Source organism: Moorella mulderi DSM 14980 (assembly GCF_001594015.1).
Lineage (GTDB): Bacteria > Bacillota > DSM-521 > Neomoorellales > Neomoorellaceae > Neomoorella > Neomoorella mulderi.
Genome location: NZ_LTBC01000008.1, coordinates 24241 through 50047 on the forward strand (window position 1 = coordinate 24241; position 25807 = coordinate 50047).

Below are 25807 nucleotides of genomic sequence, written 5' to 3' on the forward strand. Positions count from 1 at the left end.
TATTTGTTAATTGCCAGCCTTACAGCCCGCTTGCGGGTTAAAATTAGTTAAATCCAGTTCAGGTTTTAAAGGAGGCTACCGCCTGTTGCAGCCCGGCGGACATTTCCTCAAGGGTACTGGTTTCAGTATGTAACTGGTGTACAGCTTCTTCTTGATGTTCCAGAGCCCCCATTACGCCGGCAGTTAACCCGGCTGTTTGCCGGGAGATGGCGGCTATTTCTTGCACTGCTTGTTTTAATTCCTGGCTGCCGGCCGAAATCTCCTGGATGGAAGCCGATATATCTTCTACCTGCTGCAGGATTCTTCCTAGGGCGGAACGAATGTTGGTAAAATCAATTTCTGCCTGCCGCACTACCTTGCCACCAATTTCCACCTGCCGCCTGGCTTCCGCCATGGCATTTACCGTATTACCAGATTCCTCCTGAATTACCTGGACCTTACGCGTAATATCCCGGGCTGCCTGCCCCGCTTCCTCGGCCAGCTTCTTTACTTCTGCGGCCACCACGGCGAAACCCCGTCCCAGTTCTCCTGCCCGTGCTGCTTCAATGGCGGCATTCAGGGCCAGGAGGTTGGTCTGTTCGGCAATACTGCCAACCACGCCGACTAAATGGCTGATCTCTTCCACCCTGCCCGTCAGGCTGGTGATAAATTGCCCCAGGTTGTCCTGCTGCGCCTGAATGGCATCCATCTGGCTGGTTACCTGGTTCATGCTCCTTGCCCCCTGGGCAGCAATATCACCCATCTGCGAACCTTCCCCTGCTATGGCCAGGGCGCGGCCGGCAATCTGCTCCATGCCGGCGGCAATTTGATTTAAAGTCTCTACAACTACGTTTACACCTTCAGCCTGCTTCTCTGCTCCTGCTGCAACCCCGGCCAGAGCCGCTCTTACTTCACCGCTTGCCTTTTGGACCGTCGCTGCGCCGCTGGCCAGTGTCCGCGCCACACCGGTTACCTCAGCGACACTGTCGGTAATTTTCCCAACAATCTCTTTTAAACCTCCAACCATCAGGGCAAAAGTAGAACTGAGTCTCCCGATCTCGTCTTGCCCCCTGCTTTTAACCTCGACATTTAGTTCTCCCCGGGCTACCCGGCTCGAAACTTCCACCAGGTTTTCCAGGGGGCGCATCAGCCTGCCGGCCAGGCTCCTGGCCAGCAAGAAGGCAAAAATAGCAATTAAACCTAGCGCGCTCCCCAGAAAAATGCTTATACCCTTGGCAGCAGCCATAGCTTCCGCTACCTTTCTTTCTACCACCACACCCCAGCCGATTTCTTGCAGGGGTAAAAAGGCGCCAAACACTTCCTGCCCCTTGTAATCACGGTACCTTCCCGTCCCACCTCTACCGGCGGCAATTTCACGAGCGGCAAAGGTTTGGAAATTGGTATCTGCCTCCTCTTGGCAGGAGATCAATAACTTCCCTTGTCCATTTAAAAGGTAGACCGAAGATATATCAGTATGGGCGCTCTTCAACACGTCTTCCAGCGTCTTGAGGGCAAAGTCGCCCAGAAGTACACCCTTTATCTTCACGCCGTCAGGGTTAACGGGTACGGCTATAGTAAGAAAAGTTGTCCCGCCAGCGGTCGTTTCCTTGATAACCGTTTCCCCCTTTAACGCCTGCTCTACCTCATCTCTTCCCGCCAGGCTGGCCCCATCATATCTGTCTGTGGCCGCTATAATCGAACCATCGCCCCCTACCAGGGTCAGGGCCTCCTGGACCGGGGTGACCGACTTTTTATACAGTAAAACGTCTTTCGCTCCCCGGGGATCCAGAGAGCGTACATTCTGGGAAACGGCGAGTTCCCTGATTTCACCCACCCAGGACTGAATTTCCATCTCCAATTGCCGCCGGAGAACAGCTGCTGTGCCCTGCAGCTGCTGCTGCACTTCGGCGGCGCGGGCAGAGCTGAATATATAAACAACTACGGTTCCCAACAGGCCCAGCGGCAGCAGGGAGAGCAATAAAAATGAAAATATTAACCTTTGCTTTAAACTATGCCTCAACCCGGGTCCTCCCCTTACCTGTTCTAGCCTCATTAAAATGAACCTGGCGTTCCTTCTCTCTTCAAGTTTTTATTTTACTAGAGCTTTATAAACTTACGGCTAAGGCCCGTTTAAATTACTGTTAATAAAAAATCAATACCTGGAGCCGCCAATTTTAACCTTAAAATAAGTTGAGCTTAACTTCTAGCTAAAATTGTCCTTTTAAAATAGAGTTGCAATACTCCCGTGGGAGGGTAGGCTTTGTCCTGGCGCCCGTTTTTAGCTGCTCAAATCTGCACTTTTGCCGACTGCCTGCACCGGCTGGGCGAAAAAGTATACCCCCATGCCAGCAAAAATTTTGACGGCCAAACTCTCTGGCGAAGGGACAACCCTTTATTCCGCCAGATTGCCGGCCGTTTGAGAAATGGTGAAAGGATCTGCTTAATCTATGTAGACATCGTTAAATTCCATGAAGTGGAGTCTATTTATGGCCCCCAGACCTGCAGCCGCATCTTACGCCTCCTCCCTGCTGTCCTGAAGGAAGCAGCCGGAGATATTTCTATCGGAGCTATGCTGGGGATGGAATCTTTAGGCGGCGATGATTTTATCATCTATTTCTCGCTACCTGAAGATAAAAACCCTTCGACACGCGAGCTTTTTGAAAAAACGCAGGCTTTTCGCGAGAAGGCCCAACAATTACTGAACCATAGATGCCGGGAAGTAAAAATTAAGCTGCACGCCGGTTACGCCCACCTTGCTCCTGGTCCTGGCCAGGAAGTTGAAAGCCGGATTTATGCAGGTATTAAAGAGGCTATGCAATTTGCTAAAGATATGCCGGAAGTGGAGATCCTGGAGCTTTTAGAAGAATTTAAAGACATTTTAACTCATGGTCGCCTGGCAATAGTTTATCAACCCATCGTTTCCTTACATACGGGAGAAATTTTCGGCTATGAAGCCTTGACCCGCGGCCCGGAAGGAAGTTACTTTGCCTCTCCCCTCAATTTATTTAACTTCGCCGTGAAAAATGGCTCCCTCTACCTTTTGGAAAGAATTGTACGTCAACTTGCCCTCCAGAAAGCCCCCATATTGCCATCACATGGCCATCTTTTCTTAAATGTCAACCCTAGTGTCATTGACGACCCCCTCTTCCGCCGGGGCGAGACCATAAAACTTTTAACTTCGGTGGGTTTATCGCCCCGGCAGATCGTCTTCGAGCTCACCGAGCGCACCTCAATTGAAAACTTTTCTAGCTTCGCCAAAACCTTAGACCATTACCGCAGCCAGGGTTACCTCATTGCCATCGACGACGCCGGGGCAGGGTATTCCAGCCTCCAGGCAGTGGCCGAAGTACAACCGGATTTTATCAAAATCGACCTGTCCCTGGTCAAGGACATTCACCTTTCCTCCATAAAAAGGACCCTGATAGAAACCTTCCTGGCTTTTGCCGGTAAAATAGGGGCCAATATTATCGCCGAGGGTATCGAGACCGAAGCCGAACTGGCTACCCTTGCAGAACTCGGCGTGCCTTACGGTCAGGGCTTCTTTATCGCCTGCCCGTCCTATCCGGCCCCAACAATCAACATTAAGGTCCAGGCCGTTTTACGCGAGCGTAAGGAACTTCGCCGCCTGCCCAGGGGAGTACACGTGGCCAGGCAAATTATGGAGCACGGCATTACCTTTACCTCTGGGACTTTAACCCATGAAGTTGATGCCTTTTTTAAAACTAATGAACACGTGCGCAGCGTAGCCGTTGTCGACGCCGGCAGGCCTGTTGGCCTTTTAACGCGGGACAGGCTCTACTATCACCTGGGTTCTCATTACGGCGTCGCCCTCTACCTGGGGCGCCCGCTCACGGCCGTCATGGATGCCAATCCTCTCATCGTAGATGTCGACCTGCCCCTGGAAAACGTCTCTCAACTCGCCATGCATCGTCCCATGCAACGCCTTTATGACGATATCATCGTGGTCCAGGATAAAAAATACGCCGGCATCATCTCCATCCAGCGGCTCCTGGATACCATCACCCAAACGCAAATCGAGCTGGCCAGGGGTGCCAACCCCCTCACCGGCCTGCCGGGAAACAGGCGCATTGAAGAAGAAATTAACGCCCGCCTGCAAGACGGCGAGGACTTTACCTTAATCTACATCGATATCGATAACTTCAAGGCCTTTAATGATAAATACGGGTTCGAAAAGGGCGATCAAACAATCCGCCTGCTGGCAGACATTATTACCCAGGCTGTAACCCGGCATGGAGCTCCCGGGGATTTTACGGGCCATATCGGCGGGGATGACTTTGTAATTATTACCGTTCCCGGCCGGGCGGACGCCGTCTGCCAGGAGATAATCGCCAACTTCGACCGGCACACCCCTTATCTTTATGACCCTGCCGACCGCTCCCAGGGCTATATCTGCTCCTACGACCGCCAGGGAAAAAAGCAGTGTTTCCCCCTCATGACCGTCTCCCTGGCCCTTGTGGACAGCCGCCAGCGCACTTTTAAAAATCACCTGGAAATGGCGGCGGTGGCGGCCGAACTTAAACAATATGCCAAACTTCAGCCGGGCAGCATCTACGTGCGCGACCGCCGCTCCACCGGGCCAGGGTCCTGGGCCGTACCACATCAAACTGTTTTATTTTAGAAAATCAATAGTCAAAGCTTCGCCCTGATGGCCGGGAAGTTTAGCCAGGCGAATCTCCAGGATGCCGCGCTGGTAGGTAGCCCGGGCGCTTTTAATATTTACTACTGCCGGCAGGGTAAGGGAGCGGCTGAATTTGCCCCGTCACCTTTCCTGCCTGTGCACCATGATTGCCGGCAACAACTGGGAGTCAGGTTTAATTTCCCCTTCCAGCTGCAAAATGTTTCCCTGTAGTTCCACCCGGACATCATTGTTATGAATGGCTGGCTGAACCCTCCCTGCGTAAACTGTTGGAGTAAGAAAGGAGTCCCAGCATGAAAACGAAATATACCTGGGGAAGATTAATCTGGCCAGCGTTAAAAATAATGCCAGCGTCTTTTACGGCGAAAATACCGTGCGGGGCTGGCAGGCCCGTTCCAAAAGTAATACCGCCGTAAAATTAAAGGCGGGGTCCCGGCTCTGAAGCTGGACCCCGCCATTATGTTTTTTTATGCAACTTTTTTACCCCCGCTTTGCTGCTCCTTCCTCATTTCGGCAATCTTGCGTTCAACCTGCTCCTGCATCTGCCGCAGCTCATACGGGGCATCTATCACCTTTTCCAACACATACAGGCAATCTTTGAGGAGGGTTACTAGTTTTTGCCGCATATTCATTACCTCCCTGGCAATTTATTCTTGGCAATTTTTATTGTAACCCTCCCAGGTTAAAGACAAATAAAGTCTGCGTTATATTTTGTTTAAAATTTTGAGGTCCTTATCTTCGATACCTCAACCGCGTCGCCAGTCGGGAACGCCGCATGAAGTAGTAGGCTAAAAGGAGTATGGGGGGTGTGGTAATCTGGGTGAGGGTAAAGAAACCTAGGCCCCAGTGGGGAACAATATAACCCCACACATCCAGCGGGTTATCCCGTACTGTTTCCTCGATAACGGCCCGCAAAACCTGGTGATAGAAGATGAAGGACCAGAACTGGTAGCCGGGTGGTGGATTTTTGCTCTGGACATAAAAATAACGGGCCAGGAGAAGCAGGCCAATAGCCGAACCGATAACCTGGGCCGGCCAGCGGCCAAACCAGAAATCCGTGGGCCGGCCCAATACTTCCTGATTAAAGATGTTGGCGATACGCACCAGGAAATAGCCGAAGGCCAGGCCCGGCACCACCAGGTCCGCCAGCTGGTTGGCATCAAGCCTTTTCCAGCGGGCATAAAGCCAGCCGGCCAGGAAGCCTCCCAGGAGGCCGCCGTGCCAGGAGAGGCCACCTTCGTAGATTTTAAGTATCTGGATGCGGTCTGTCAGGAACCAGGTGGGGTAATTGGCCAGGACAAACATCAACCGTGCCCCGATAACGCCGGAGATAATGACAATAATGGCCAGGTTGAGGAGGAAGTCTTCTTCCAGGCCCCGCCTCAGGCCCTCCCTGTACAGGTACCAGGAACCCACCAAGAAAGAGAGGGCCATAAAGATGCCGTACCAGCGCACCGCTATAGGTCCCAGGTGAAAGGCAATTGGATTGAGATCTACTAACAAGTTCATTCCTCCACAGTAAAAAAATGGTGCTTGCTACTTGTAGTATAACCGCTGCTTTTCCCTGACGCAACCGCTAAATAATGATGTCGCTTTTTTTGTCGTTCCGCACTGCTACCCGGCCGCCCTTTATGACACAGACCTTTTCAACCTGCCCAATGATAGCTTCAGCCGGGCTGGTAGCATCCAGGAGAACCAGGTCGGCCCGGTCACCGGCTTTAACACCGTAAGCTTTAAGGCCAATGGCGGCCGCGGCGTTATAGGTGCCCATTTTCATAACGTTTTTGAGCTCCAGGGGCGTTCCCATTTGCAGTACCTGGGCGGTAATCAGGGCCTCCTCCAGCATATTAGCGTTACCAAAGGGGCGGAAGGCATCGCGGATGTTGTCGGAAGCATAGGCTACATTTACTCCCGCTGCCTGGAGCTCCCTGACCCTGGTGACCCCCCGCCGGACCAGACCCTTATCCCGGCGGCCCATGAGATAGAGATTGCAGGACGGTAAAGTAATAACGCTAATGCCTGCCTCTTTCACTGCGGCAATGGTCCGGCTGGCCTTCTCTTCATCCACAGCCGCCAGGCCGCAGCAGTGACCGGCCACCACCCGGCCCTGGAAGCCGGTCTGGATGGTTTTAGCCGCTATATACTCCAGGGAGGCAACCGAAGGGGCATCAGTCTCATCAACGTGGAAATCAATCAAGACATTATAGCGCACGGCCAGGTCAAAGATATAATCTACCCATTCCTGCATCCTTTCGGACAGGTGGGGGGCACCGCCCAGGCCGTCTACCCCCAGGCGCAGGGCCTCTTCGAAAAGCTCCCGCAATGGGGGTGCCGGTGCCGGTTCCAGTTCGCTGGCCATGACAAATACCTGGAGGTCGACTTTCCCGGCGAATTCTTCTTTAAGGGTCAAAGCAGCTTCTACAGCCTTAAGGCCCAGGCTCTCGTTAACGGTAATATGGGTGCGCATGACTGTCGTGCCGTGGCGCAGGGCCATTAAAAGCACCCGGCGGCCGCGATCCACAAAATCGTTTTTATCCATATTCCGGCTGCGCCTCTGGAAATCCTCGATGGCCTCTGCCAGGGAGCCCGCGCCTTCCTGGGGCGCCATCAGGGCCTTGTCCAGGTGGGTGTGGGCATCGACAAAGGCCGGTATCAGGAGTCTCCCTGCCGCATCTACCATTTGCCGGGCCGAACCGGCCACCCCTCCCCCGGCGGCAACAATATACCCGTCCTTAATGGCTACATCAACAGTCCCCGGCTCATCCATGAGCCGCGCACGCCTGATTAACAGATCATTCATTTTTTATCTTCCTTCCTGATAATTACATTGGTTTATATTTAACCTAATCTTAATCCTACCACAGGAAAATTTAATGGTCAATGGACAAGGGTTCTGTTATTTCATGTCGAATATTGCTATGAGATTATGGTAAATCATGGTCCGGTATCAGGAAAGGTGTTATGTTTATTTAGATCTTAATGTGTCACCGAGCCCCATCAGGGAGAGGGCATGTAAAAAGCGCCGGAAACGCCCGGCGCTTTTGTTTTAAGCCTCAGCCTGCTCTTTCTGGCATCCCAGGTTGGGGTAAAAGAGGGTCCGTTTTTCCCATGTGCGCAGGACAACCTGGTTATCATTGCGGGCCAGCACATACTGGGGTAAGATAGGCGTCTTGCCCAGGCCGTGGGGAGCGTTGATTATATAGGTAGGTACGGCCAGCCCGGAGGTATAGCCGCGCAGCTTCTCCATTATTTCCACGCCTTCATCAATGGAGGTGATAAAATGGGTCGTCCCTTTAACCGGCTTGGCGTGGAAGATATAGTAGGGCCGTACCCGGATTTTCAGCAGTTCCTGGTTGAGCTTCCTCATGATAAAGGGATGGTTATTGATGCCCTTTAATAAAACCGCCTGGTTCCCCAGGACCACCCCGGCCTGCACCAGGCGGTCGCAGGCCGCTTTCGCCGCCGCCGTAACCTCCCGCGGGTGGTTAAACTGGGTATTGAGGTAAATTGGCGGGTGCTTGGCCAGTACCCGGCACAATGCCGGCGTAATACGCTGCGGTAAGGTAACCGGCACCCGGGTGCCCAGGCGTTTGATTTCCACATGGGGGATATTATCCAGTTCTGTTAACAACCAGTCGATCATGGCATCACTCAGCATTAAGGCATCGCCGCCAGTGATCAGGACATCACGGATTTCTTCATTGCGGCGGATATACTCCAGGGCCTGCTCTAACTCCCGGCGGCTGCGGCCCCGGTCAACTTCACCGATATTGCGGCGCCGCTGGCAGTGCCGGCAGTACATGGCACACTGGTTGGTGACGTTAATAATCAAGCGGTCGGGGTAACGGCGGGTAATGGCCGGTGCCGGTGACGTTAACTCTTCATCCATGGGGTCAAGTACCCCGGTATTATCCTCCAGTTCGGCAGCACTGGGTAAGGCCTGCCGCCGGATGGGGCAGGCGGCATCCTTGCCCATGAGGGAAAGGTAATAGGGCGAAACGGCCCAGCGGTAGGTACGCTCGACCCGCTTGATGGCTTCCTTTTCCGCTTCAGTTAAGGGAACTAATTCCTCCAGGACGGCAACCGAGGTAATCCGGTGTTGCAATTGCCAGCGCCAATCTTGCCAGTCATCTTCACCGGCACCAAAATAGGCCATAATCCGCTGCCGGTTGGCTTCAATCTCCGCTGCGGCTTCCAAACCGCTGGGGATGGCCTCCCTGGCATCCAGGTAATCAATAATCCTGGCCTTTAACTCAGCTGCCCTTTGCAGGGCCATTTCCCTCCTCGCTTCCCTGCTCACCAGCCTCCCTTTGTTTGGATAAATATGCACAACAGGCCGCCTCCTTTCCTGAGGTAAAATAAAAACCCCGGCCTGAACCGGGGTTTTGTGTACACGAGATTAAAGGGGTATTCTACCTCTTACACTTTCCACGCTTACGAAGTTAGCTGCCGGGTTCGGGTCGAAAGCTAACCCTACCTTGTACAAGGATTCACCCCAAAAAGTTGGTTCCCCCGTTCCCTTAAAAGGGATTCAGCGCACGCTTTATTAAGTTGTTCTAGATAATTCTAACATAAGGCGCAAGGATTTGTCAACCTAATTTTTTTCCATTTCTTCCCATACGCCGGCGCCGCCAGCAATAATAGATAGAACCGGCAGTAATGGCCAGCAGTACCAGGATCAGCAGGATATCCATCCACCAGGTTGCGTAGCGGCGGTAAAAGTACCACCACCTCAGGAGATAATGGGCCCCCTTCCAGCTGGCATACTGCCAGGCCAGGGTCCAGGTAAAGGCCCCCAGGGCTGAATAAAGGGTATAAATGCCGGCCTCCATCCCCAGGACTCCCGCCGCCAGGATGGTAGGCGTCCTGATGGGACCGAACCAGCGGGCGAAAATAATCACTGCCGCTCCATAGCGGCCCAACCAGTAACGGGCTGTAGCAAGGCCATCCTGACCCCAACCCCAGTGGAAAAAACGCTCGATTAGACCGCGCCCCGGCCTGGCCCCCAGCCAGTAGCCCAGCAAGTTGCCCAGGAGATTGCCGGCGGTCCCAACCACTACTGCCCCCCAGAAGCTCATCTCCCCGCGTTCAATTAAATAACCGGCGGCCAGGAAGGCCGGTTCAAAGGGGATACCCGGCACACCTGTGCCTTCGATGACCAGCAGGCCAAAGAGGACTACATAGACGTGAACGGCTGTCACTGCTCTACCCCGCCTGCCGGCCGGTAACGGGCCACCACCGTCCGGGCGCCGTAAACCTGCTGGCCTACCCGGACGGCAAACTCGACATCCTCCCTGAAGATAACCAGGTCTACCTGGGAACCCCGTTCGATAAAGGAAACCTTCTGGCCCCGGGTAACGGCCTGGCCGGGAGAAATAAAACAGTTGATCTTATTGACAAACTTATCGGCAATCTCGACTATGGCCAGCTGAATGTCACGGCCCCTTAAAAAAATGGTCAACCGTTCATTTACCAGGCGATAGCGATGGCTAAAGAGATCTACTGCCCGCCGGAGATAGGTGAGGCGGATATATTCCCACAGGTCAACCATGGGTAAATTAACCCTGGCCGGGGTATGGACCATATTCTCCACCCGGGCATCAATGGGAGCGTAGTTAAAATGGACGTCCAGGGGCGACATGTAGATACCCACGACCCAGCCCCGGTCGCCAAAGCCCGGCGCCTTCATTATTTCTTCAATGGGAATGGGCCGGCCCAGTTTTTCCGCTACCACTTCGCCATGACGAAAGGGCTTGATATAGACCACCTTGCCGTCGGCCGGGGCCAGGATGGCCCCTTCTTCTTGCGGTGCCACCCGCACCGGGTCGCGATAAAACCATATCTTCCGCAGGTACCAGAAGATGCCCCCGCTAATGGCGGCAAGGACGGCCAGGATTTTAAAAAAGGTCACCATTCCGACCACACTTTCTTGATATTATAGGGCATCCTGGGTAAATAATAACCGCAAAAGCCCGCCAGCATCAAGGGCCAGCTGACCTTTCCCGGTCGCAGGGGCCGGGGCTTTAAAATCCCATTGCGGTAGGCATTATCCAGGGCAGCATAGGTGGCCAGGGTTCCCTCCTGGAGCCAGAGTTCCTTAACGGTGTCGGCAGGGGTACGGCGGAACAGGTCTTCCGGCACCGGCAGGAGCCGGGTTAAGTCACGGTAAACCGGGCGTAACTCCTCTATGTAACCCTCTCTGGCTACCTTCAGGCGCAGGCTATTGTAAACCTTTATATCACCGGGATAATCTGCATCAGCCATGAGGATGGCCTGGATACACTCCAGGAGAATCCGGATGCGTGCCAGGTCCCACACCGGGTCAAAAACCCGGATCTCCAGGGTACCCAGGCGTTTGGATTCGATAAGGTCCTGGAAACGGTAACGCCTGTCCCCCCTTAAAGGCCCGATGGCAAAGGCCTCCGCCCAGCGGTAGGACCGGCCGTAATAACGGTTGCCGGCAACGGGAGAGTTGATTACCAGTAAGGCCAGGAGAGGTAAAAAGTAGACCAGGTTGCGGTAGGCCCGCTCGCGATCCGGGAAACCACTGATATGAACGTGCATGCCGCAGATATTGGTAGGCTCCTCCCGGTCGAAGAGGTGCCCCACCGGGACGATCAGGCCGGAGCAGACGGCCGCCAGCTCCCGGCGGCGGCGTTCTAGATCGGCCAGCAGGGTTGGGATTTCCGTAAAGGCCCTGGTAGAAATTTCTATACCGCTCATCAGGCCAAAACGTAAATCCTTACCCCTGGTAAAGTTGCAGGCGGTATGGGTATAATAATCGGCCGGGTCCCGCCAGAGGAGGCGAGCCAGGTAATACAACGACTGGAGGGTAGGCCGGCCCGGTTCGGTAATAAAGACTTCTTCTTCCAGGCCAAAGAGGAGGGGCGCCATTTATATATCGCCCCCATTTACTTGTAAAAGGCGCCAGGGTATCCGGTCCAGGGGTATTTTACTGATAGATGTGGCGGCGGCAAACATCAGGTGATGCTCTCCTGGCGGTACCAGGCCGGGTAGCGCCATTTCAACACTGTGCTCCCGGTAGATTACCCGGACAGGCCCCGGGTTATAACCGGCCGGCCGGGCCAGCCACCTGGCTTGCCTTTCACCGGGGGCTACCTGCAAGATGAAGCGCTGGACCTGGCCTGCAGGTTTACCGGGCAACAGGTAGATGCTGGCCGTATATATTACTGGAAAGCCCGGCCGGCCCCAGGTATCCAGGCGTACAAAGGTGGTGTTGCCGGCCTGCAAGAGGTAAGCTGCCTTTAAATCGCCACCCTTCTCCAGTTTCCTGGTCAGCTGATCGCCGGCCGGATCTAAAGCTACCCGGGCTGACTCCGGCCAGTAAGCGGGTTCGCCGTCTCCTCCGGCACTGCTATCAGCCTGTACCATCTGCTGGTCTACAAGGTGAGAGAAAACTTCGTTGGGCCGTTCAAAATTGGCCAGGAAGGTCGGCATGACCAGTTCCTGGGTTTTATAAGCGGCAATGGCTTTCTTTTTCCGGTCCATGGCTTCCGGCGAGAGGGGCAATTTATACCAGGGCGTGCCCCGGCTGAGGAAATAGCCGGGTGGCAGCAGGGGTTTGGCCTTCCGCTCAATTACAGGCAACATCTGCCAGGTCCCGGTGTGAATAACAAATGTATAAAGATTCGGCCTGAAGGACGGGTCTTCTTCCCTGGCTTTTCCTGTGGCTGCCAGGGTAAAAGCCCCCGTGGCCCAGTGATCAGGGTGGCTGTCATTGGTATCAGTTACATAAATATCCGTGGGCCGGTAATCTTTGAGGATTTCTACCAGCGTTTGTAATAAGGCCGGGGCTGTATAGGGCTCACCCGGAGCAAAGGCCAGTTTATAGGGTACTGCCGCCTGGCGGGTATAAACGGAGGTGAAGGGCCTATCCTGCCCCCAGTAACCCAGCCAGATGGGGGCCAGGCCGCCGTCGGGATAACCCAGAAAAATGATATCACTAGATTTAACTCCCAGGACCCCGAGGGCAGTGATAGCTTCCTGCTGCCGTACCTGCCCGTATTGCAAAAAGTCACTGGCCCCTGCCGGCAAAGGACCGTTGAACTTTTCCACTCCCCGCCGGAAACCATCGCCGTTGGTCATAATAACTACCTTTACGGCATCCCCCCGGTCTCTGGCCTCAGCAATGAGGCCCCCGGCTCCGAGGGTTTCGTCATCAGGGTGGGGGGAAATGACCAAAATCCGGTGGCCTCCAGCGGGGAGTTCCAGATCAGGCATCCGCCCGGCGGCGGCTGCCGCCGCCCGCAGGGCCAGGACATCATAATTCATGGCTACCGCCAGCACGAGCAGTAAAAGCAACAGGGCTACCGGCCGCGCTTTTATCTTTTTCCGCGTCAAGCGCAAGATGTAGCCCAGGATGTCTTTATACATACCCATACGGGCGACTATGCCCCGGTACAACCCCCGCTTTTCTTCCTTCATGATATGGGTCATATTGGCCAGGGGTATTTTTTGCACCCGCCAGCCCCGGGCGCGGGCTTCACTGGTAAGCAATACTTCGACCTCAAAACGGCTTTTTTCTGCTCCCACCGCCAGGAACAATTCTTTACGGATGGCCCGCTGCCCGGAAAGGTGGGGAGCCACCACCTGGGCCAGGTCCGTGAGCGATCGTCCCCGGCTGAAAATACCTACCGTCATATCGGCGCTGCCGGCCAGTAAAGGAACAACCAGGGCTTCAACATGGGCTGCCGTCAACCCCTCGAGGTCGGCATCCAGGAAAAGCAGGATATCCTCCCGGGCCGCACGGGCACCAACGGTCATGGCCGCCCCTTTACCCCCATTGGTAGCCAGCTCGATTACCCGGGCACCATGGCGGCGGGCAACGCTGGCCGTAGCATCTTGCGAACCATCGCTGACTACGATGATTTCGGCGATGCTGGCCACTTCTTTTAAAGTATCAATTACTTTACCCACCGTAGCTGCCTCGTTGTAGGCCGGGATAACGGCGCTGACGCCCCTTGCATAGAATCCTGCACCTGTCACTATTTTTCTCCCCTGTACCTGCCTTGGCTTGATCATAGCTGCTAGTTATTTCGCCATAGAATAAACTTTTCCTTCCTCTGACAATATTATTGCCCTGGAATTGCTCCAGGGCAACATCTGGCATGTCCTGTCAGGCGATTTTTTGCTGTTTTTTCCCCTGATTTCCTCCTGCCTTTAATTCCCGGTACCAGCGGGCATGGTGTTCACGGGCAAACCTGGCGGATACCTTGCCCGAAAGCATACCATTGATGGACTCCCGGGAATTGGGGTGACCCAGGGCCAGGTAAATATGGCCCAGGATGACCCCGCCCATGACCAGGGCCCCGGCCGAGTGCAGGGGCAGGGCCCAGGCCACCAGGGCAGGGGCAACGCTATCCCGCAGGAGCAAGATCCAGCCGGTAACAACCATTAAGATAGAGCCGGCTATGGTCAGGAGGGAATTGAGCTTTTCGCCGGCGTTAAACTTGCCCTGCTCCGGGAGCTGCACCTTCAGGCCGAAAAATTCCCGGGGAAAAGCGGCTATAAAGCGGAGGTCGTCCCGGCCCCAGGTGAGGCACTCCTTGAGCCATTGCCCGGCCGTGCGTGGTGTGCCCAGCAGCAGGATAATTACCGTCAGGAAAGTAAAGGGATAGGCCATTACGTGATGAATGCTGCGAAAGAGACGCAACCCCCCGGGGCCTATCAGGCCGGCGTAGCTGCGGAAGACCAGGGCTGAACCCGTCAGCAACAGGACGACAAAAGTGATGCCGTGGCTCCAGTGACCCAGGCGCTCGGCCAGGTTAAAGCGCTCCACCCTTTCTTCAGGCATTGTTGCCGCCTCCTTTAATATTATTGATCACTAAACCGGCAACTACGGCGCCGGCGGCCAGGCCCATGACGGTCTTCCCGCCCGGGTGGACAATATCCTGCCAGATGCGCACGGCACTGGATTCCTTGAGATCGGGGGGCAGGAAGGAAGGATCCAGGTTCCGCGGCGGTACGTAAAAGATAGAAGTTCCTTTGATCTGGACGGCTTTTTTAGCTGTTATGGCCCGGGATAACTCGCTCCCTTTATCTTCCAGGTCGCCAAAAATCCTGGCCCCGGCCATACAGGTGTCCACGCAGGCCGGTTTTTCCCCTTTCTCTACAAAGTCATAGCAAAAATAACACTTCTGGACGATATTCCGCTCCGGGTTAAAGCCCCGGGCGTCATAGGGGCAGGCCGACTGGCAGTAACGGCAGCCGATACACTCCTGCTCGTCAACTACAACAATACCGTCGGCACGTTTCCGGGTAGCTCCGGTAGGACAGACGCGGGCACAGGGCGGGTCGTCGCAGTGCATGCACTGGGTGGTTACCACCCCGCCTTTGACCCTGGGAAAAGTACCCACCTCATAACGGTGGACTTTAGTAAACTGCACCTGGGGTAATAAGTCCCACCTGGCCTGGCAGGCCACGGTGCAGCCGTGGCAGCCTATACAACGCGTCAGGTCTACGAGCATACCAAACTTAGCCATCTAAACTCACCCTGCCTTCCGTACCGTCACCAGGGTCTCACACTGGGCCGCCGCCCCGGAGACAGGCGCCGTAATAACCGGTATCAAAGCGCTGTCATTGGCGCCTTTGTTATAGGCCAGCTTTCTTAAAGGAACACCGCAGCCAAAGCCATGGGCCAGGAAAACGGCCTCGGGGTGGATGCCCTCCGTCACCCGGGCCTTCACCTTGACCTTGCCTACCTTGGAAGCCACTTCAACCATATCCCCCGTCTTGATACCCAGCTTACCGGCCCGGCCGGGATGGATCCACAGCTCGTTTTCCGGCATGATGGCGTGCAGGTAGGCGTTGTTGTCAGTAGTGGTATGGGTGTGCACGGGTACATGGCCCTGGATGAAACGGAACTCGTCTCCCTTGGGTTCCACCAGGGGCGGCTCCCAGGCCGGGGTAAGGGTGCTGCCGGCCTTGACAAAGGCCTGGCAGGCCAGCTCAATTTTGCCGGAAGGAGTCTTGAGTTTGGTGTAATCGGGTTTCCTGGCTTCTACTTCGGCGACTCCTATCCGGGCCAGCTGCGCCTGGGTCAGGCCCAGGGGAGCCAGCAGGGCGTCGTTATATTGTTCCAGGGTAAAGTTAAAGTACTCGCTTAAGCCCGCGGCTTTAGCCAGGCCGGTGATGATTTCTTCAGCGCCTCTGGTATCAAAAAGGGGCTCTATTGCCGGCTGGCGCAACACCACTTTGTTGCCCGCCGTCATCAGGGGGTCGTACCTTTCCAGGTAGGTGGATTCCGGCAACACATAATGGGCATAGTAGGCCGTATCGTTCATCTGGATATCGATGGCCACCACCAGCTCCAGCTGCTTCAACGCCTCAATGAAGGCCCCGGAATCCGTACTGGAGCGTACCGGGTTCAGGTGCTGGATCACTACCGCTTTGATGGGGTAGGGTTTATCTTCTTTGACCCTCTCAGGGAAAATCTGGATCATGCCGTGGGCCTTATTGAGGGGCCATTTCTCGCTGCCGGCCCCATCCCAGCGTGGCCCCGCTGCCGCCGGCGGTTTGGGCCCCATGATACCGGAGGGATCACCAAATTTAATCCCAGGCGGGAAGGCCAGGCCGCCTTTGGCGCCGAGATTCCCCAGCAAGGCGTTGAGGGCGGCTACGGCCCGGGCCGTCTGGACGCTGTTGTAATACTGGGAACCGGTAACGGCATGCCAGCCGGGATCGATGGCTGCCGCCGGTTTGGCCGCTGCCAGTTCCCGGGCAAGGCGGGTGATGGTCGCCGCGTCTATTCCCGTGATTTTAGCCGCCCATTCCGGGGTATAAGTAGCCACCCCGGCTTTTAATTCTTCAAAGCCCACAGTGCGTTCCGTTACAAAGGCGGCATCATAGAGGTTTTCATTAATGATAACGTTAATCATGGCCAGAACCAGGGCCAGGTCGGTACCCGGCCTGATGGGCAGCCACTCATCGGCAAAGAAAGCAAAATCACTCAGGCGCGGGTCTACGGCCACCAGGTGGGCGCCTTCTGCCTTCGCGGCAACTATCTTTTGAATGTCAGGGTTTTTAATGCCTCCCGTGAGGTTGCGGCCGAGGGCAATGTAGTACTTCACATTACGGTAGTCCACCCCGGGGACACCGCCGTACATTTGCTCAAAAGCCACGTTGCGGCTGCTGTAGCAGGTCGGCCCATGGCCGGTATAATTAGGAGAGCCGAAGGCGGCCATGAAATGCTTCTCCAGGGGTGCAATAAGCTCCGGGTGCGCCAGCCAGACCAGGGTCTGGGGGCCATAACGGCCTTTCAATTCCTGGAGCTTTGCTCCAATTTCCTTAAAGGCCTGCTCCCAGCTAATGGGCTGGAACTTCCCTTCTCCCACCCTCTTCATGGGCTGCTTCAGGCGGTCGGGGTCATAGAGGGTCTTGGTTCCGGCATTGCCCCGGGCACATAAACGGCCATTGCTCTGGGGGTCCTGGGGATTACCGGTAAGGCGCCATACCCGGCCCTCCCGGACATGGGCCAGAATACCGCATTTAACCCCGCACATTTCACAAATAGTGGGGATGACCTGGGAAGCCGCCGGGGCTGCTGCCTCTGCCGCCTCCGCCTGCCCCAGGGGCACCAGCCTGCCGCCAAAGGTGGCCAGGGCCCCGGCCACCAGGGATCCTTTCAGGAAGGTTCGCCGGCTTATTCTTTGTTCTAACATGCCCTCACCTCCGTTATCAATTAAGTAACCTGTTGCTATTAACACATGTATTCAGGCATCTATTTGCCCTCAATGTTACTTTCACAATATATTTTACTAGTTAACATCCCTTTCTCCTGCCTCCCTGGAATGGCCCTGGTAAAGGCCAAGGGGAGCTGCAAAAGCTCCCCTTGGCTAGGAATCATGCGGCCTGACAGCCCTTTGGTTCAGTAATTGTCTAACGGTATCTTCGACGGCCACCAGACCTTTCGATAGGTTGCAGATTTATACCAGGAAACGGAGCAGGAGCTTGCTCCCCAGGTAAGCGCCGCCGGCCAGGCCCAAACCGAAGAGCCAGCCGTGGAGGGAGAAGGAAGCGATGCCGTTGAAAAGGGCACCAATATTGCACCCCATGGCAATCCTGGCCCCGTAACCCATCAACAGCCCGCCTACTAAGGCGGCTGGCACCAGGGGCCAGCGCCGCGGCCAGTGGAAGCGAAATTCCGAAGCTGCCAGGGCCGCTAAAAAGGCCCCCCCGATGATCCCCAGGTCCAGGATCGTACGGGGCTCGGCCAGGAACCCCAGGCTCAAAGCCCGGCTGTGGGCCGGCAGGGAATAATAGTACCAGCCCGGCGGCGCTCCGGTAAAAGCCTCCCAGAGCCAGGCGCCCCAGTAGCTAAAGGCGGTGGTAATACCCCAGGGCTGGCCCCCGCGCCAAATTAAAGCCACATCCAGGACCGCCAGGGCCAGTCCTCCAGTCCAGTAAGGCCAGGGACGGGTCCACAGGCGACGCAGGTGAAAGGGCTGCCGCGGCCTCCTGGCGGGAGTAAAATCAGGAAAGGACCGGTTTTCCAGGTGCCTTAAACCCAGGTAGATCAGCCCCAGGGCCAGGAGCTGGATAACAAGGGCCGGCCCCCAACCCAGCACTTTGGGGAGAAACAGGGTGGGAGAACGGCTAATGCTTACCTGCTGCCACCAGCCGAAATCACGGGCCCCCCAGAGGGAACCGCCGATAAAGGCGCCCAGGACCAGCCATTGCAGCAGGTGCCCCTCGCCAACCCGCATTAAATTGCCGCTGGCGCAACCGCCGGCCAGGACCATCCCCACCCCGAAGAGGAGGCCGCCGGCCAGGGTATGCCAGCCTGCCGGGTGAACATCCGCCAGGGTAACCCCCCTCCAGGTCACCAGGGCCATCCCCGGGGTGGCTGCCGCCAGGGCGATGACCACGGCCCGGCTCAAAGAGGTGTTACCGGTAATGATGGGATCGCGGAAGGCGGCCACAAAACAAAACCGGCTGCGCTGGAGGACAAAGCCAAAGGCCAGGCCAAAAAGCCAGGCTTCGCCCAGTCCCGGCCCGTGTCCCTGTAGCCACCAGTAGATACCGGCCGCCAGCAGGGCTAAACCAAGGGCGTAAGGTTCCTGGGACCTGAGGTTGACCTTGACCTGTTTATCCATTTGCAGTTCCTTTGCCATGGTACTTACCGCCTTATCCACCAGATAGTTGCAATATGTTATAATAAAATCGTAACCATCCATCAGGGAGGTCTGGTCATGAACCTCAACCACCTGCAGGCCTTTTGCACGGTAGCTCAGGTAAAATCCATTTCCGAAGCAGCCCGCCTCCTGCACATGTCCCAGTCTTCCCTGAGCTATCAAATCCAACTGTTAGAAAATGACCTGGACGTCGAACTCTTTACCCGCACTACCAAAGGGGTGGAGTTAACGGCCCTGGGGGAAATCGTTTACGAATACGGCCAGACCTTCCTCCAGCTGGCTGAGAATCTAAAACGCGACCTCAACAACTGGAAAAGCGGCCAGGAACGCCTCATTGTCGGCGCCAGCAGCAGCATCGGCAGCTATGCCCTGCCCTGCACCATTTACAGCTTTAAAGAAAAATACCCCGATGCCAATATCAAATTACTGGTCGGCAACAGGGAAGAAACCATCCAGAAGTTGCTGGATAGAACTATTGATATCGGCCTCATTGAAGGACCTGTCGACCAGCCCGGACTGGCCACCCGGGGTGTAGCTGAAGATGAACTCCTTTTAATTGTACCTGCCGGCTGGCAGGGCCAGGAAAGGGTGACTTTAGAAGAACTCTGCCGCCTGCCCATAATCCTGCGGGAAGAGGGCTCCGGTACCCGCGGGGTGATTGCCCGCGCCCTGGCCGGGCAGGGTCTAAGCATTGCCAACCTGAATGTTGTCCTGGAGTTAAATTCTAACGACGCCATTAAATCAGCCATTACCGCCGGCCACGGGGTTTCCCTCCTCTCCCGCCTGGCCATCCGGCGGGAAATCCAAACCGGCACTTTAAAGGCCCTGCAGGTGGACGGCATTTCCTTCCGCAGCACCTTTAATATTGTTTACCCGGCCGGCAAACCGGCCACAAGTTTGCAAAAGAAGTTCTTTCGTTTCCTGTTAACTAATAAGAAGGCTTTCTGTTAAACCTTTAGCCAGCCCCCATGTATCTCTTCTGCTTCTCCCTACCTTGAACCCGGGCCAGTCAGGTTAACCCTTCTCAATTACAACTTCCCAGATGCCGTTGGCCACCCCCCTGACCTCGACGCGGTACCCCATTTTTTGCACTGTTTCGGCCAGGGATTGGCTGGTGCAACTGTGGTCACTGGTAACAATGAGAATATCGCCCCGGGCCAGTTGTTTGAGCTTGACCTTTGTGCGCACAATCGGTATCGGGCACATTTCCCCGCATGTATCCAACCGGTAAACAGCCATACCAGTTCCTGCTTCCATAATGTTTTTATACGTTTCAGCTTAAAATTAAATTCGCTACCGACCCATTGAATCCTGCCGCCAGTTAAGGCCACTCTAAATTCCCCTATGACGTTTCTTAGATTATTCTGACAAGCATGGAAATGTGGACGAAGATGACCCGGTCCAGGCTATTTTCAGGTTAGCTCTACAGGCACGGGATCGCTGAGGCGGGCCGCCGCTGGACTGATGCGGCAGCGGTAGGCGTAAACTTCGACCCCGGCATTTGCCGCCTCCCGCAAAGCCCGGGCAAAAAGGGGATCGGTGGCTTCATTAGGGGTAAAACTCGAGGCATCTTCCCGCTGGATTATGAATACCACCGCCGCCCGGTAACCCCTGGCCCGTAAAGCCATTAACTCCTGCAGGTGGCGGCTGCCGCGGCTAGTAGGGGCATCGGGGAAAAGGGCTACCCCTGCACCGGTCACCAAAGTTACTGATTTGACCTCAACATAACAGGGCGGTAGCCCCTCACCATGCGGTCTCTCTTCCTGCTTCTCCCCGCCCACCGATAATAAAAAGTCCAGGCGGCTGGAGCCGGCCCGGACTTCAGACGCCAGCTGCCGGTAACCTTTGAAGGGGTCAAGCCTCCCGGCCTGGAAGGCGGCGGCAAAAAGGCGGTTGGGCAGGCGGCTGTCCAGGGAAATAAAGGTGCCGTCCCGGCGTAACAGGACCACGTCGTAGGCAGTTTTCCGCCCCTCGCCGGGCCCTCCCGGAGCCAGGTAAAGCTCGGCCCCGGGCAGCAGCAATTCAGCCAGCCGCCCCGGGTCGGGCAGGAAGGCCGTTACCTGTTGCCCGGCCTTTTCCGCTATTACGGTAAAGCGGTTGGGCCGGGCCAGGAAACGGGCTTTAGTCAGGTTTTCAGGCAACTTGACCATAAAAAATCCCTGCCCTCCGGAAGCTATGCTGCTCTGGCTCTTACCCTTTGCTCACTACCCATACCGCACCTAAAAAACGTCAAGCCCGGTGGTAAAAATAAAAATGCCACATCACTCTGCGGCACTTTTGCTTTTCTGGTGGAGCTAAGGGGAGTCGAACTCCTGACCTCTTGAATGCCATTCAGACTACGGCCATTTCAAGATGTCCACCAGGATTTACTTGGTACCGCAAAACCTAGTAATTACAAGGCTCCCCAGCCAGGGACGTTTTGTCACGTCCACAAAAATCCCGCTCGATCCGGTAAGTATGTGAACTAAATGTGAACAACTTTTTTGACGGACCGAAACCTGTTTAATCATTTCCCGCCGCGTTCCTATCAGCCACACCGCCAGTCACATGGCGGGTCCTAGCCGACGGCTGACGGCCGGCAGACGGGTAGAACCCGCATAAGCTAAGGCTCAAGGTAAAATTTCCAGCCCGCTTTGCCTGCCCGCCTCACGAAAATGCTCATCAAAAGCAAAAGCCCGCCGGCAGTTTAATAAGCGCATAGTAGCTATAGAAATACAGTCCACCACTCCCCAGGTCTTATCCTGGTAATCAAAGAATATTTTCAGCCCGGCTTTCTCCATTATCCGGCTAACCCTTACAAGTTTAACTAACCGCTGGTTATTCAATACTCCCCAGAGCTCCAATGTTTTTTTTAAACCCATCCGGCTTTTTATCAAAGAAAGAGCTTCATAGGCTACCCAAGTAGTCGTAAATAAAGGGGTTTTCCCGGCTAAAAGCTCGCGGTAAAGTTCTTGAGCAACAAAGTGATAATCATCCCTTCGGTTGGTTATGGCAATCCAAGCCGAGGCATCAACAAAAACGGCCCTGCTCATCGTTTCCCCTCATAGAGATAACGGCGAAAGTTTTTCGCCATATCCCGCGGGCCTGCGCCTATACCTATTATTTTTAAGGCCTGCTCTATATCCTCTGCACTTCTGTCCACAGGTTGAGATAATTCTTTTCTTAAGAGATCCACTTCCATTTCAGAATTAAATTTTCTTTCCAGGTTATTTACCCTTGCTTCCAGCTCATTAAGCCTTTGCTCGAGGCCCACTGGCACTCCCCCCTTGGCACATTACTTTACTTTAAATATATCACGTTTCATTCCTCTATACAGCCATCTGCCATAGCTCTTTAAAAAACGCAAGCAAATACAGAAAAATTATAGCTCGACCCCTTCGCTTTCAATAGCCCTGCGTAAAGATTCGCGGCAGTCTTCCGGGTCAACCAGGTCAACTTTAAACTTTTCACTAAGACCCGTCACCTCCCCCACTGCGGCGTAGAACCGGTCGTATGGGATGCCCCACGCCGCCAGATCAACATCGGACCAGCGTGTAAAGCGGGAACGATCAACCAAGGAGCCGAAGGCCACCACTTTTTGGGCACCATATCGCTCTTTTAAGATGGCCGCAGCTCTGGTAGCAACCTGCCAGGCTTCTTTATAACGCTCGGTTAGGGAGGGGTCAGGTTTTGAAAAATCGTCGGTAAAAGACAGTTCTTCAGGTTGGGTACCCATATTTTAGCCCCCTGCTAAAATAGCTTTATGTAGCCTCGTCCCTCATCCTCTTTCCCGCAATCTAGTAATTTAAGTATACCACAGGTTAATTATATTATGGAGTTATTTTCCACCGCTTGAACCGGTTATCTCGCAAACGGGATCCAGAAACTGTCCATTTTAAGCGAGTATATGAACCATAAGGAAACAGGGATCTACAAAAAAGCCGGCCGGGAAAGGTCTTTAAGGATTTACCGCCGCGTGCCGGAGGGTTGTGGTCATCAGCCACCCCCTCAGGCAGCTGGCGGATCCCGGCCGACGGCTGACGGCCGGAAGGCCGGGTGGCACCAGCGGTCAAAAAACGGCGTCATGCCCTATCATAACTAACGGGCTATGGGTAGCTGACCTGCGCCCTCTCCCGAAGCGGCCCGCAGGGCCGCGAAGGGAGTGGGCGCGTATATTTGCCCCGGAGCCGGCGCGGAGCAGAGCCGGGCCGGAGCGGGGGCCGGGCCGCAGGCCCGGCCGGGTGGAGGCCGGCGGCAGCGGAGCGCGGGCGGAGGGGTCTGGGCGCCGTAAGGCGCCCGATAAAAGGAAGAAAACTTGCAGCATTAATTCCCTAACACATGAAACGCTCTCCCCGGCGCCAATGGGTGGGAGGGTTGGGGTTCTTTTGCGGCAGGCCGATTGTCAGGGCCAGCCAGACCTGTCGCCCGGATCAAGGGTCGGGAGGGCGCGGCCGACTAAAAAAGGTGAGCGCCTGGCTGGGCCACGCCAACGCCGGGTTCACCTACCGGGTGTACCACCACTACCTGCCGGAAAAGCTCGATGACCGGGAAGCGGAGCGGCTCAACACCTTCCTCTTCGGCAGCGGCGACACAAAAAAGGCCGGCAGTTCGTAACTGCCAGCGTTAGAGGTTGCAGGTGAACAAAATGTGAACAGCTTCCTGTTTCTGTCAACAGGAAGCTGTTCACGGTTCCGAAAACCCTTGCATTGCTTTCCTTTTCTGGTGGAGCTAAGGGGAGTCGAACCCCTGACCTCTTGAATGCCATTCAAGCGCTCTCCCAACTGAGCTATAGCCCCACGGCACTGTTAATTATACTGGCCCCTGACCTGTTTGTCAAGGGCCAGCTGGATAATCTTTATTCTCCCTCATCCAGGTATAAAACTTCTCCCTTGGTATCATAGCCGATAATCTCGGCAAAGCGGCCCCAGTCGACGACGGTTTTAAACAGGAGTTCGGCATCCTCATCAGACATCCGGCGGGCAAAGCGGCTGATAACCTGATCCCGCCGCACCTGCCGGCCACGCCTGGAATTAATTAGCTGCAGGACCTCTCTAAAGACCGGCAACTGCTGCAACCGGCCGGCAATTATATTTTTCCGTTCGTTGATGTCAGCATTGAGCAACTGGGTGCCCAGACCGGTCAGGGTAATATCGCCATTGGTAGTTTCAATAAGGCCCAGCACCTTAGCTGCCTCTATGACCGGTCCGATATCATCCAATTCCATCGAAAGACTGCTGGCCAGTTTAAAGATATCTTCCCTCCCCCGGACATCCTCCAGCATTTCGAGCAGGCCAATGACCATCCCTATACCTACCTGGGGTAAAGGCCCAGCGTCCACCGTGGCTATGACCCCCTATTGGATACCAACTTCAGGTACCACTATTTTATCATATTATACCAGATCTTAGAACAGAATTCAGCACCTAATAAGAACTTTTATGCCTGGGATACAGCTATAAAAACTGCTTCCTGGCGACAGCTTAAAGTATTTCTCCCCCAGGTTCTGCCAGGAGGGATCAACAAAACAAGCTTTTTGCCTTACAGGGCAACGTATGACTAATTTTTCTCCATCCAAAAAAGGAAAATAAGCTTTGGTGAAGAATATAAAGAGGATAAATAACTTTACCCGTTTAGTAGAAAGGATGTTTTAACATGCAAATAGATGGCTTGACCTACCTGGATCGACTTGCCCTGCTGGCTGAAAAAAATAACTACATCGAGCCGGATTTATATGAGAAGTATAATGTCAAACGGGGCCTGCGTAACAGCGACGGTACCGGTGTCCTGGTGGGCCTGACCGAGATCGGCGAAGTCCACGGCTACATTCTCGATGAGGGCGAGAGAATCCCCGATCAGGGGCGGCTGCTCTACCGGGGCATCGACATCTGGGATATTGTCAAAGGTTTCCAGAAGGAAGGGCGCTATGGGTTCGAGGAAGTTTGTTATCTATTGCTTTTTGGCGAGTTACCTGACCGGCAATGGCTGGAGGAATTTACAAATCTCCTTGCTGAAAACCGGTGCCTCCCTGATGGATTTGTTGAAGACATGATTTTAAAAGCCCCCAGCAATGATATCATGAATAAATTAGCCAGGAGCGTTTTAGCTTCTTATTCCTATGATAAAAACCCGGATGATTTAAGTATCAAAAACGTCGTCAGGCAAAGTATTGAGCTGATTGCCCGCTTCCCCATCATGGTGGCCTACGGTTACCAGGCTAAAGTCCATTTTTATGAAAATCAAAGTTTGTATATTCACCTGCCGCGAAAAGAACTGAGCACGGCCGAAAATTTCCTGTACATGATCAGGCCTGACAACCACTACACCCGCCTGGAAGCCGAACTGCTGGACCTGGCCCTGGTGCTCCATGCCGAGCACGGCGGCGGCAACAACTCGACCTTTACCGTCCATGTGGTCTCTTCAACGGGAACCGATATCTATTCGGTTATTGCGGCAGCAGTGGGTTCTTTAAAGGGTCCAAAACACGGCGGCGCCAATATTAAGGTAATGGAAATGATCGATGATATAAAGACAAATGTGAGGGACTGGGCCGATGAGGAGGAAATCAAATACTACCTGACTAAAATTCTAAATAAGGAAGCCTTTGATAAAAAGGGATTGATCTATGGCCTCGGCCATGCTGTTTATACCCTGTCTGATCCCCGGGCTGTTTTATTGAAAAACAAGGCTGCTGAACTGGCCAGAGAGAAAAACATGGAAGAAGAATTTGGCCTCTACTTGACCATTGAAAAGGTGGCGCCGGAATTATTTGCCGCGAAAAAGGGTACCGAAAAGATTATCGCTCCCAATGTGGACTTCTATTCCGGCTTTGTCTATAAGATGTTAAATATTCCCGTCGAACTTTATACGCCAATTTTTGCCATAGCCAGAATCTCCGGCTGGTGTGCCCACCTGCTGGAAGAGCTGGTGAGCGGGGGCAGGATTATCAGGCCCGCCTACAAAAATGTGATAGGTAAAAGAAAGTATATTCCCCTGGAGCAAAGGTAAATTGCCTTTGCTAGAAAGGGTTTTAAGGTGGCTA

At 54.6% G+C, this 25807-nt stretch carries 25 protein-coding genes, 1 tRNA gene and 1 riboswitch; of the genes, 5 read left to right on the forward strand and 21 right to left on the reverse strand.

Annotated features, from left to right (window positions below):
* Positions 1–58: 58 nt before the first annotated feature.
* Entirely contained in the window at positions 59–1999 is a 1941-nt protein-coding gene (locus tag MOMUL_RS10135) for a methyl-accepting chemotaxis protein (protein ID WP_062284629.1), read from the reverse strand.
* 240 nt (positions 2000–2239) lie between these two features.
* Between MOMUL_RS10135 and MOMUL_RS10140 the strand changes: the two genes are divergently transcribed.
* Positions 2240–4618, forward strand: a complete 2379-nt coding sequence (locus tag MOMUL_RS10140; protein WP_062284631.1) for a GGDEF domain-containing protein — start codon at positions 2240–2242, stop codon at positions 4616–4618.
* On the opposite strand, the gene MOMUL_RS17880 is transcribed toward MOMUL_RS10140, so the two are convergent.
* The 13 genes from MOMUL_RS17880 to MOMUL_RS10200 form a co-directional block, all read right to left on the reverse strand.
* Positions 4610–4732, reverse strand: a complete 123-nt coding sequence (locus tag MOMUL_RS17880) for an Hsp20/alpha crystallin family protein (protein ID WP_169802192.1) — start codon at positions 4730–4732, stop codon at positions 4610–4612. The genes MOMUL_RS10140 and MOMUL_RS17880 overlap by 9 nt on opposite strands.
* Positions 4733–5103: 371 nt before the next feature.
* Positions 5104–5262: a hypothetical protein gene (locus tag MOMUL_RS16670; RefSeq protein ID WP_161485003.1), complete on the reverse strand. Its 159-nt coding sequence runs from the start codon at positions 5260–5262 to the stop codon at positions 5104–5106.
* Between the two features lie 106 nt (positions 5263–5368).
* Positions 5369–6139, reverse strand: a complete 771-nt coding sequence (locus MOMUL_RS10150; RefSeq protein ID WP_153018350.1) for a prolipoprotein diacylglyceryl transferase — start codon at positions 6137–6139, stop codon at positions 5369–5371.
* A gap of 73 nt (positions 6140–6212) precedes the next feature.
* Positions 6213–7436 carry an amidohydrolase family protein gene (locus MOMUL_RS10155; RefSeq protein WP_062284636.1) on the reverse strand — a complete coding sequence of 408 codons (1224 nt, stop codon included), beginning with the start codon at positions 7434–7436 and terminating at the stop codon, positions 6213–6215.
* Between the two features lie 246 nt (positions 7437–7682).
* A complete protein-coding gene (eam, locus tag MOMUL_RS10160) occupies positions 7683–8912 on the reverse strand; it encodes a glutamate 2,3-aminomutase (RefSeq protein WP_062284737.1) in 1230 nt (409 codons plus the stop codon).
* A gap of 141 nt (positions 8913–9053) precedes the next feature.
* A riboswitch (cyclic di-AMP (ydaO/yuaA leader) is annotated at positions 9054–9183 on the reverse strand.
* A gap of 42 nt (positions 9184–9225) precedes the next feature.
* Positions 9226–9837, reverse strand: a complete 612-nt coding sequence (locus tag MOMUL_RS10165; protein WP_062284638.1) for a DedA family protein — start codon at positions 9835–9837, stop codon at positions 9226–9228.
* A complete protein-coding gene (locus MOMUL_RS10170) occupies positions 9834–10550 on the reverse strand; it encodes a phosphatidylserine decarboxylase (RefSeq protein ID WP_062284640.1) in 717 nt (238 codons plus the stop codon). The genes MOMUL_RS10165 and MOMUL_RS10170 overlap by 4 nt, the downstream gene beginning before the upstream one ends.
* Complete coding sequence (locus MOMUL_RS10175) at positions 10544–11530, reverse strand: glutamate--cysteine ligase family protein (protein WP_062284642.1); 987 nt, start codon at positions 11528–11530, stop codon at positions 10544–10546. The genes MOMUL_RS10170 and MOMUL_RS10175 overlap by 7 nt, the downstream gene beginning before the upstream one ends.
* Complete coding sequence (locus MOMUL_RS10180; protein WP_062284643.1) at positions 11531–13642, reverse strand: PIG-L family deacetylase; 2112 nt, start codon at positions 13640–13642, stop codon at positions 11531–11533.
* Positions 13643–13772: 130 nt separating this feature from the next.
* Positions 13773–14450, reverse strand: coding sequence for a formate dehydrogenase subunit gamma (locus MOMUL_RS10185; RefSeq protein WP_062284645.1), 678 nt, complete (start codon positions 14448–14450; stop codon positions 13773–13775).
* On the reverse strand, positions 14443–15138 hold the full coding sequence (locus MOMUL_RS10190; protein WP_064774386.1) for a 4Fe-4S dicluster domain-containing protein: 696 nt from the start codon (positions 15136–15138) through the stop codon (positions 14443–14445). Before MOMUL_RS10190 ends, MOMUL_RS10185 begins: the two co-directional genes overlap by 8 nt.
* A 6-nt stretch (positions 15139–15144) precedes the next feature.
* Positions 15145–17316 (reverse strand): molybdopterin-dependent oxidoreductase, encoded by a 2172-nt coding sequence (locus MOMUL_RS10195; protein WP_062284647.1) that lies wholly within the window; start codon positions 17314–17316, stop codon positions 15145–15147.
* Positions 17317–17580: 264 nt separating this feature from the next.
* Positions 17581–18768: a YeeE/YedE family protein gene (locus tag MOMUL_RS10200; RefSeq protein ID WP_153018351.1), complete on the reverse strand. Its 1188-nt coding sequence runs from the start codon at positions 18766–18768 to the stop codon at positions 17581–17583.
* A 78-nt stretch (positions 18769–18846) separates the two neighbouring features.
* Between MOMUL_RS10200 and MOMUL_RS10205 the strand changes: the two genes are divergently transcribed.
* Positions 18847–19740, forward strand: coding sequence for a LysR family transcriptional regulator (locus MOMUL_RS10205; protein ID WP_062284651.1), 894 nt, complete (start codon positions 18847–18849; stop codon positions 19738–19740).
* Between the two features lie 63 nt (positions 19741–19803).
* On the opposite strand, the gene MOMUL_RS10210 is transcribed toward MOMUL_RS10205, so the two are convergent.
* The 5 genes from MOMUL_RS10210 to MOMUL_RS10230 form a co-directional block, all read right to left on the reverse strand.
* Positions 19804–20046, reverse strand: a complete 243-nt coding sequence (locus MOMUL_RS10210) for a sulfurtransferase TusA family protein (protein WP_330219200.1) — start codon at positions 20044–20046, stop codon at positions 19804–19806.
* 155 nt (positions 20047–20201) lie between these two features.
* Positions 20202–20939, reverse strand: a complete 738-nt coding sequence (gene sfsA / locus MOMUL_RS10215) for a DNA/RNA nuclease SfsA (RefSeq protein WP_062284655.1) — start codon at positions 20937–20939, stop codon at positions 20202–20204.
* Positions 20940–21398: 459 nt separating this feature from the next.
* Positions 21399–21821: a type II toxin-antitoxin system VapC family toxin gene (locus MOMUL_RS10220; protein WP_062284657.1), complete on the reverse strand. Its 423-nt coding sequence runs from the start codon at positions 21819–21821 to the stop codon at positions 21399–21401.
* Entirely contained in the window at positions 21818–22042 is a 225-nt protein-coding gene (locus MOMUL_RS10225; RefSeq protein ID WP_062284658.1) for a hypothetical protein, read from the reverse strand. Before MOMUL_RS10225 ends, MOMUL_RS10220 begins: the two co-directional genes overlap by 4 nt.
* A gap of 108 nt (positions 22043–22150) precedes the next feature.
* The gene (locus MOMUL_RS10230) at positions 22151–22504 is read right to left on the reverse strand and encodes a nucleotidyltransferase family protein (protein WP_062284660.1); all 354 of its coding nucleotides are present in this window, start codon (positions 22502–22504) and stop codon (positions 22151–22153) included.
* A 171-nt stretch (positions 22505–22675) separates the two neighbouring features.
* On the opposite strand from MOMUL_RS10230, the gene MOMUL_RS16675 reads away from it, so the two are divergent.
* Both MOMUL_RS16675 and MOMUL_RS16920 read left to right on the forward strand, forming a co-directional pair.
* Positions 22676–22870, forward strand: coding sequence for a hypothetical protein (locus tag MOMUL_RS16675; protein WP_161485004.1), 195 nt, complete (start codon positions 22676–22678; stop codon positions 22868–22870).
* Positions 22871–23142: 272 nt separating this feature from the next.
* A complete protein-coding gene (locus MOMUL_RS16920; protein WP_169802191.1) occupies positions 23143–23382 on the forward strand; it encodes a hypothetical protein in 240 nt (79 codons plus the stop codon).
* A gap of 106 nt (positions 23383–23488) precedes the next feature.
* On the opposite strand, the gene MOMUL_RS10235 is transcribed toward MOMUL_RS16920, so the two are convergent.
* Both MOMUL_RS10235 and MOMUL_RS10240 read right to left on the reverse strand, forming a co-directional pair.
* Positions 23489–23564, reverse strand: a tRNA-Ala gene (locus MOMUL_RS10235).
* Between the two features lie 59 nt (positions 23565–23623).
* Positions 23624–24106, reverse strand: a complete 483-nt coding sequence (locus MOMUL_RS10240; protein ID WP_062284662.1) for an AAA-associated domain-containing protein — start codon at positions 24104–24106, stop codon at positions 23624–23626.
* Positions 24107–24420: 314 nt separating this feature from the next.
* Between MOMUL_RS10240 and MOMUL_RS10245 the strand changes: the two genes are divergently transcribed.
* Positions 24421–25773 carry a citrate/2-methylcitrate synthase gene (locus MOMUL_RS10245; RefSeq protein ID WP_062284664.1) on the forward strand — a complete coding sequence of 451 codons (1353 nt, stop codon included), beginning with the start codon at positions 24421–24423 and terminating at the stop codon, positions 25771–25773.
* Positions 25774–25807 lie beyond the last annotated feature (34 nt).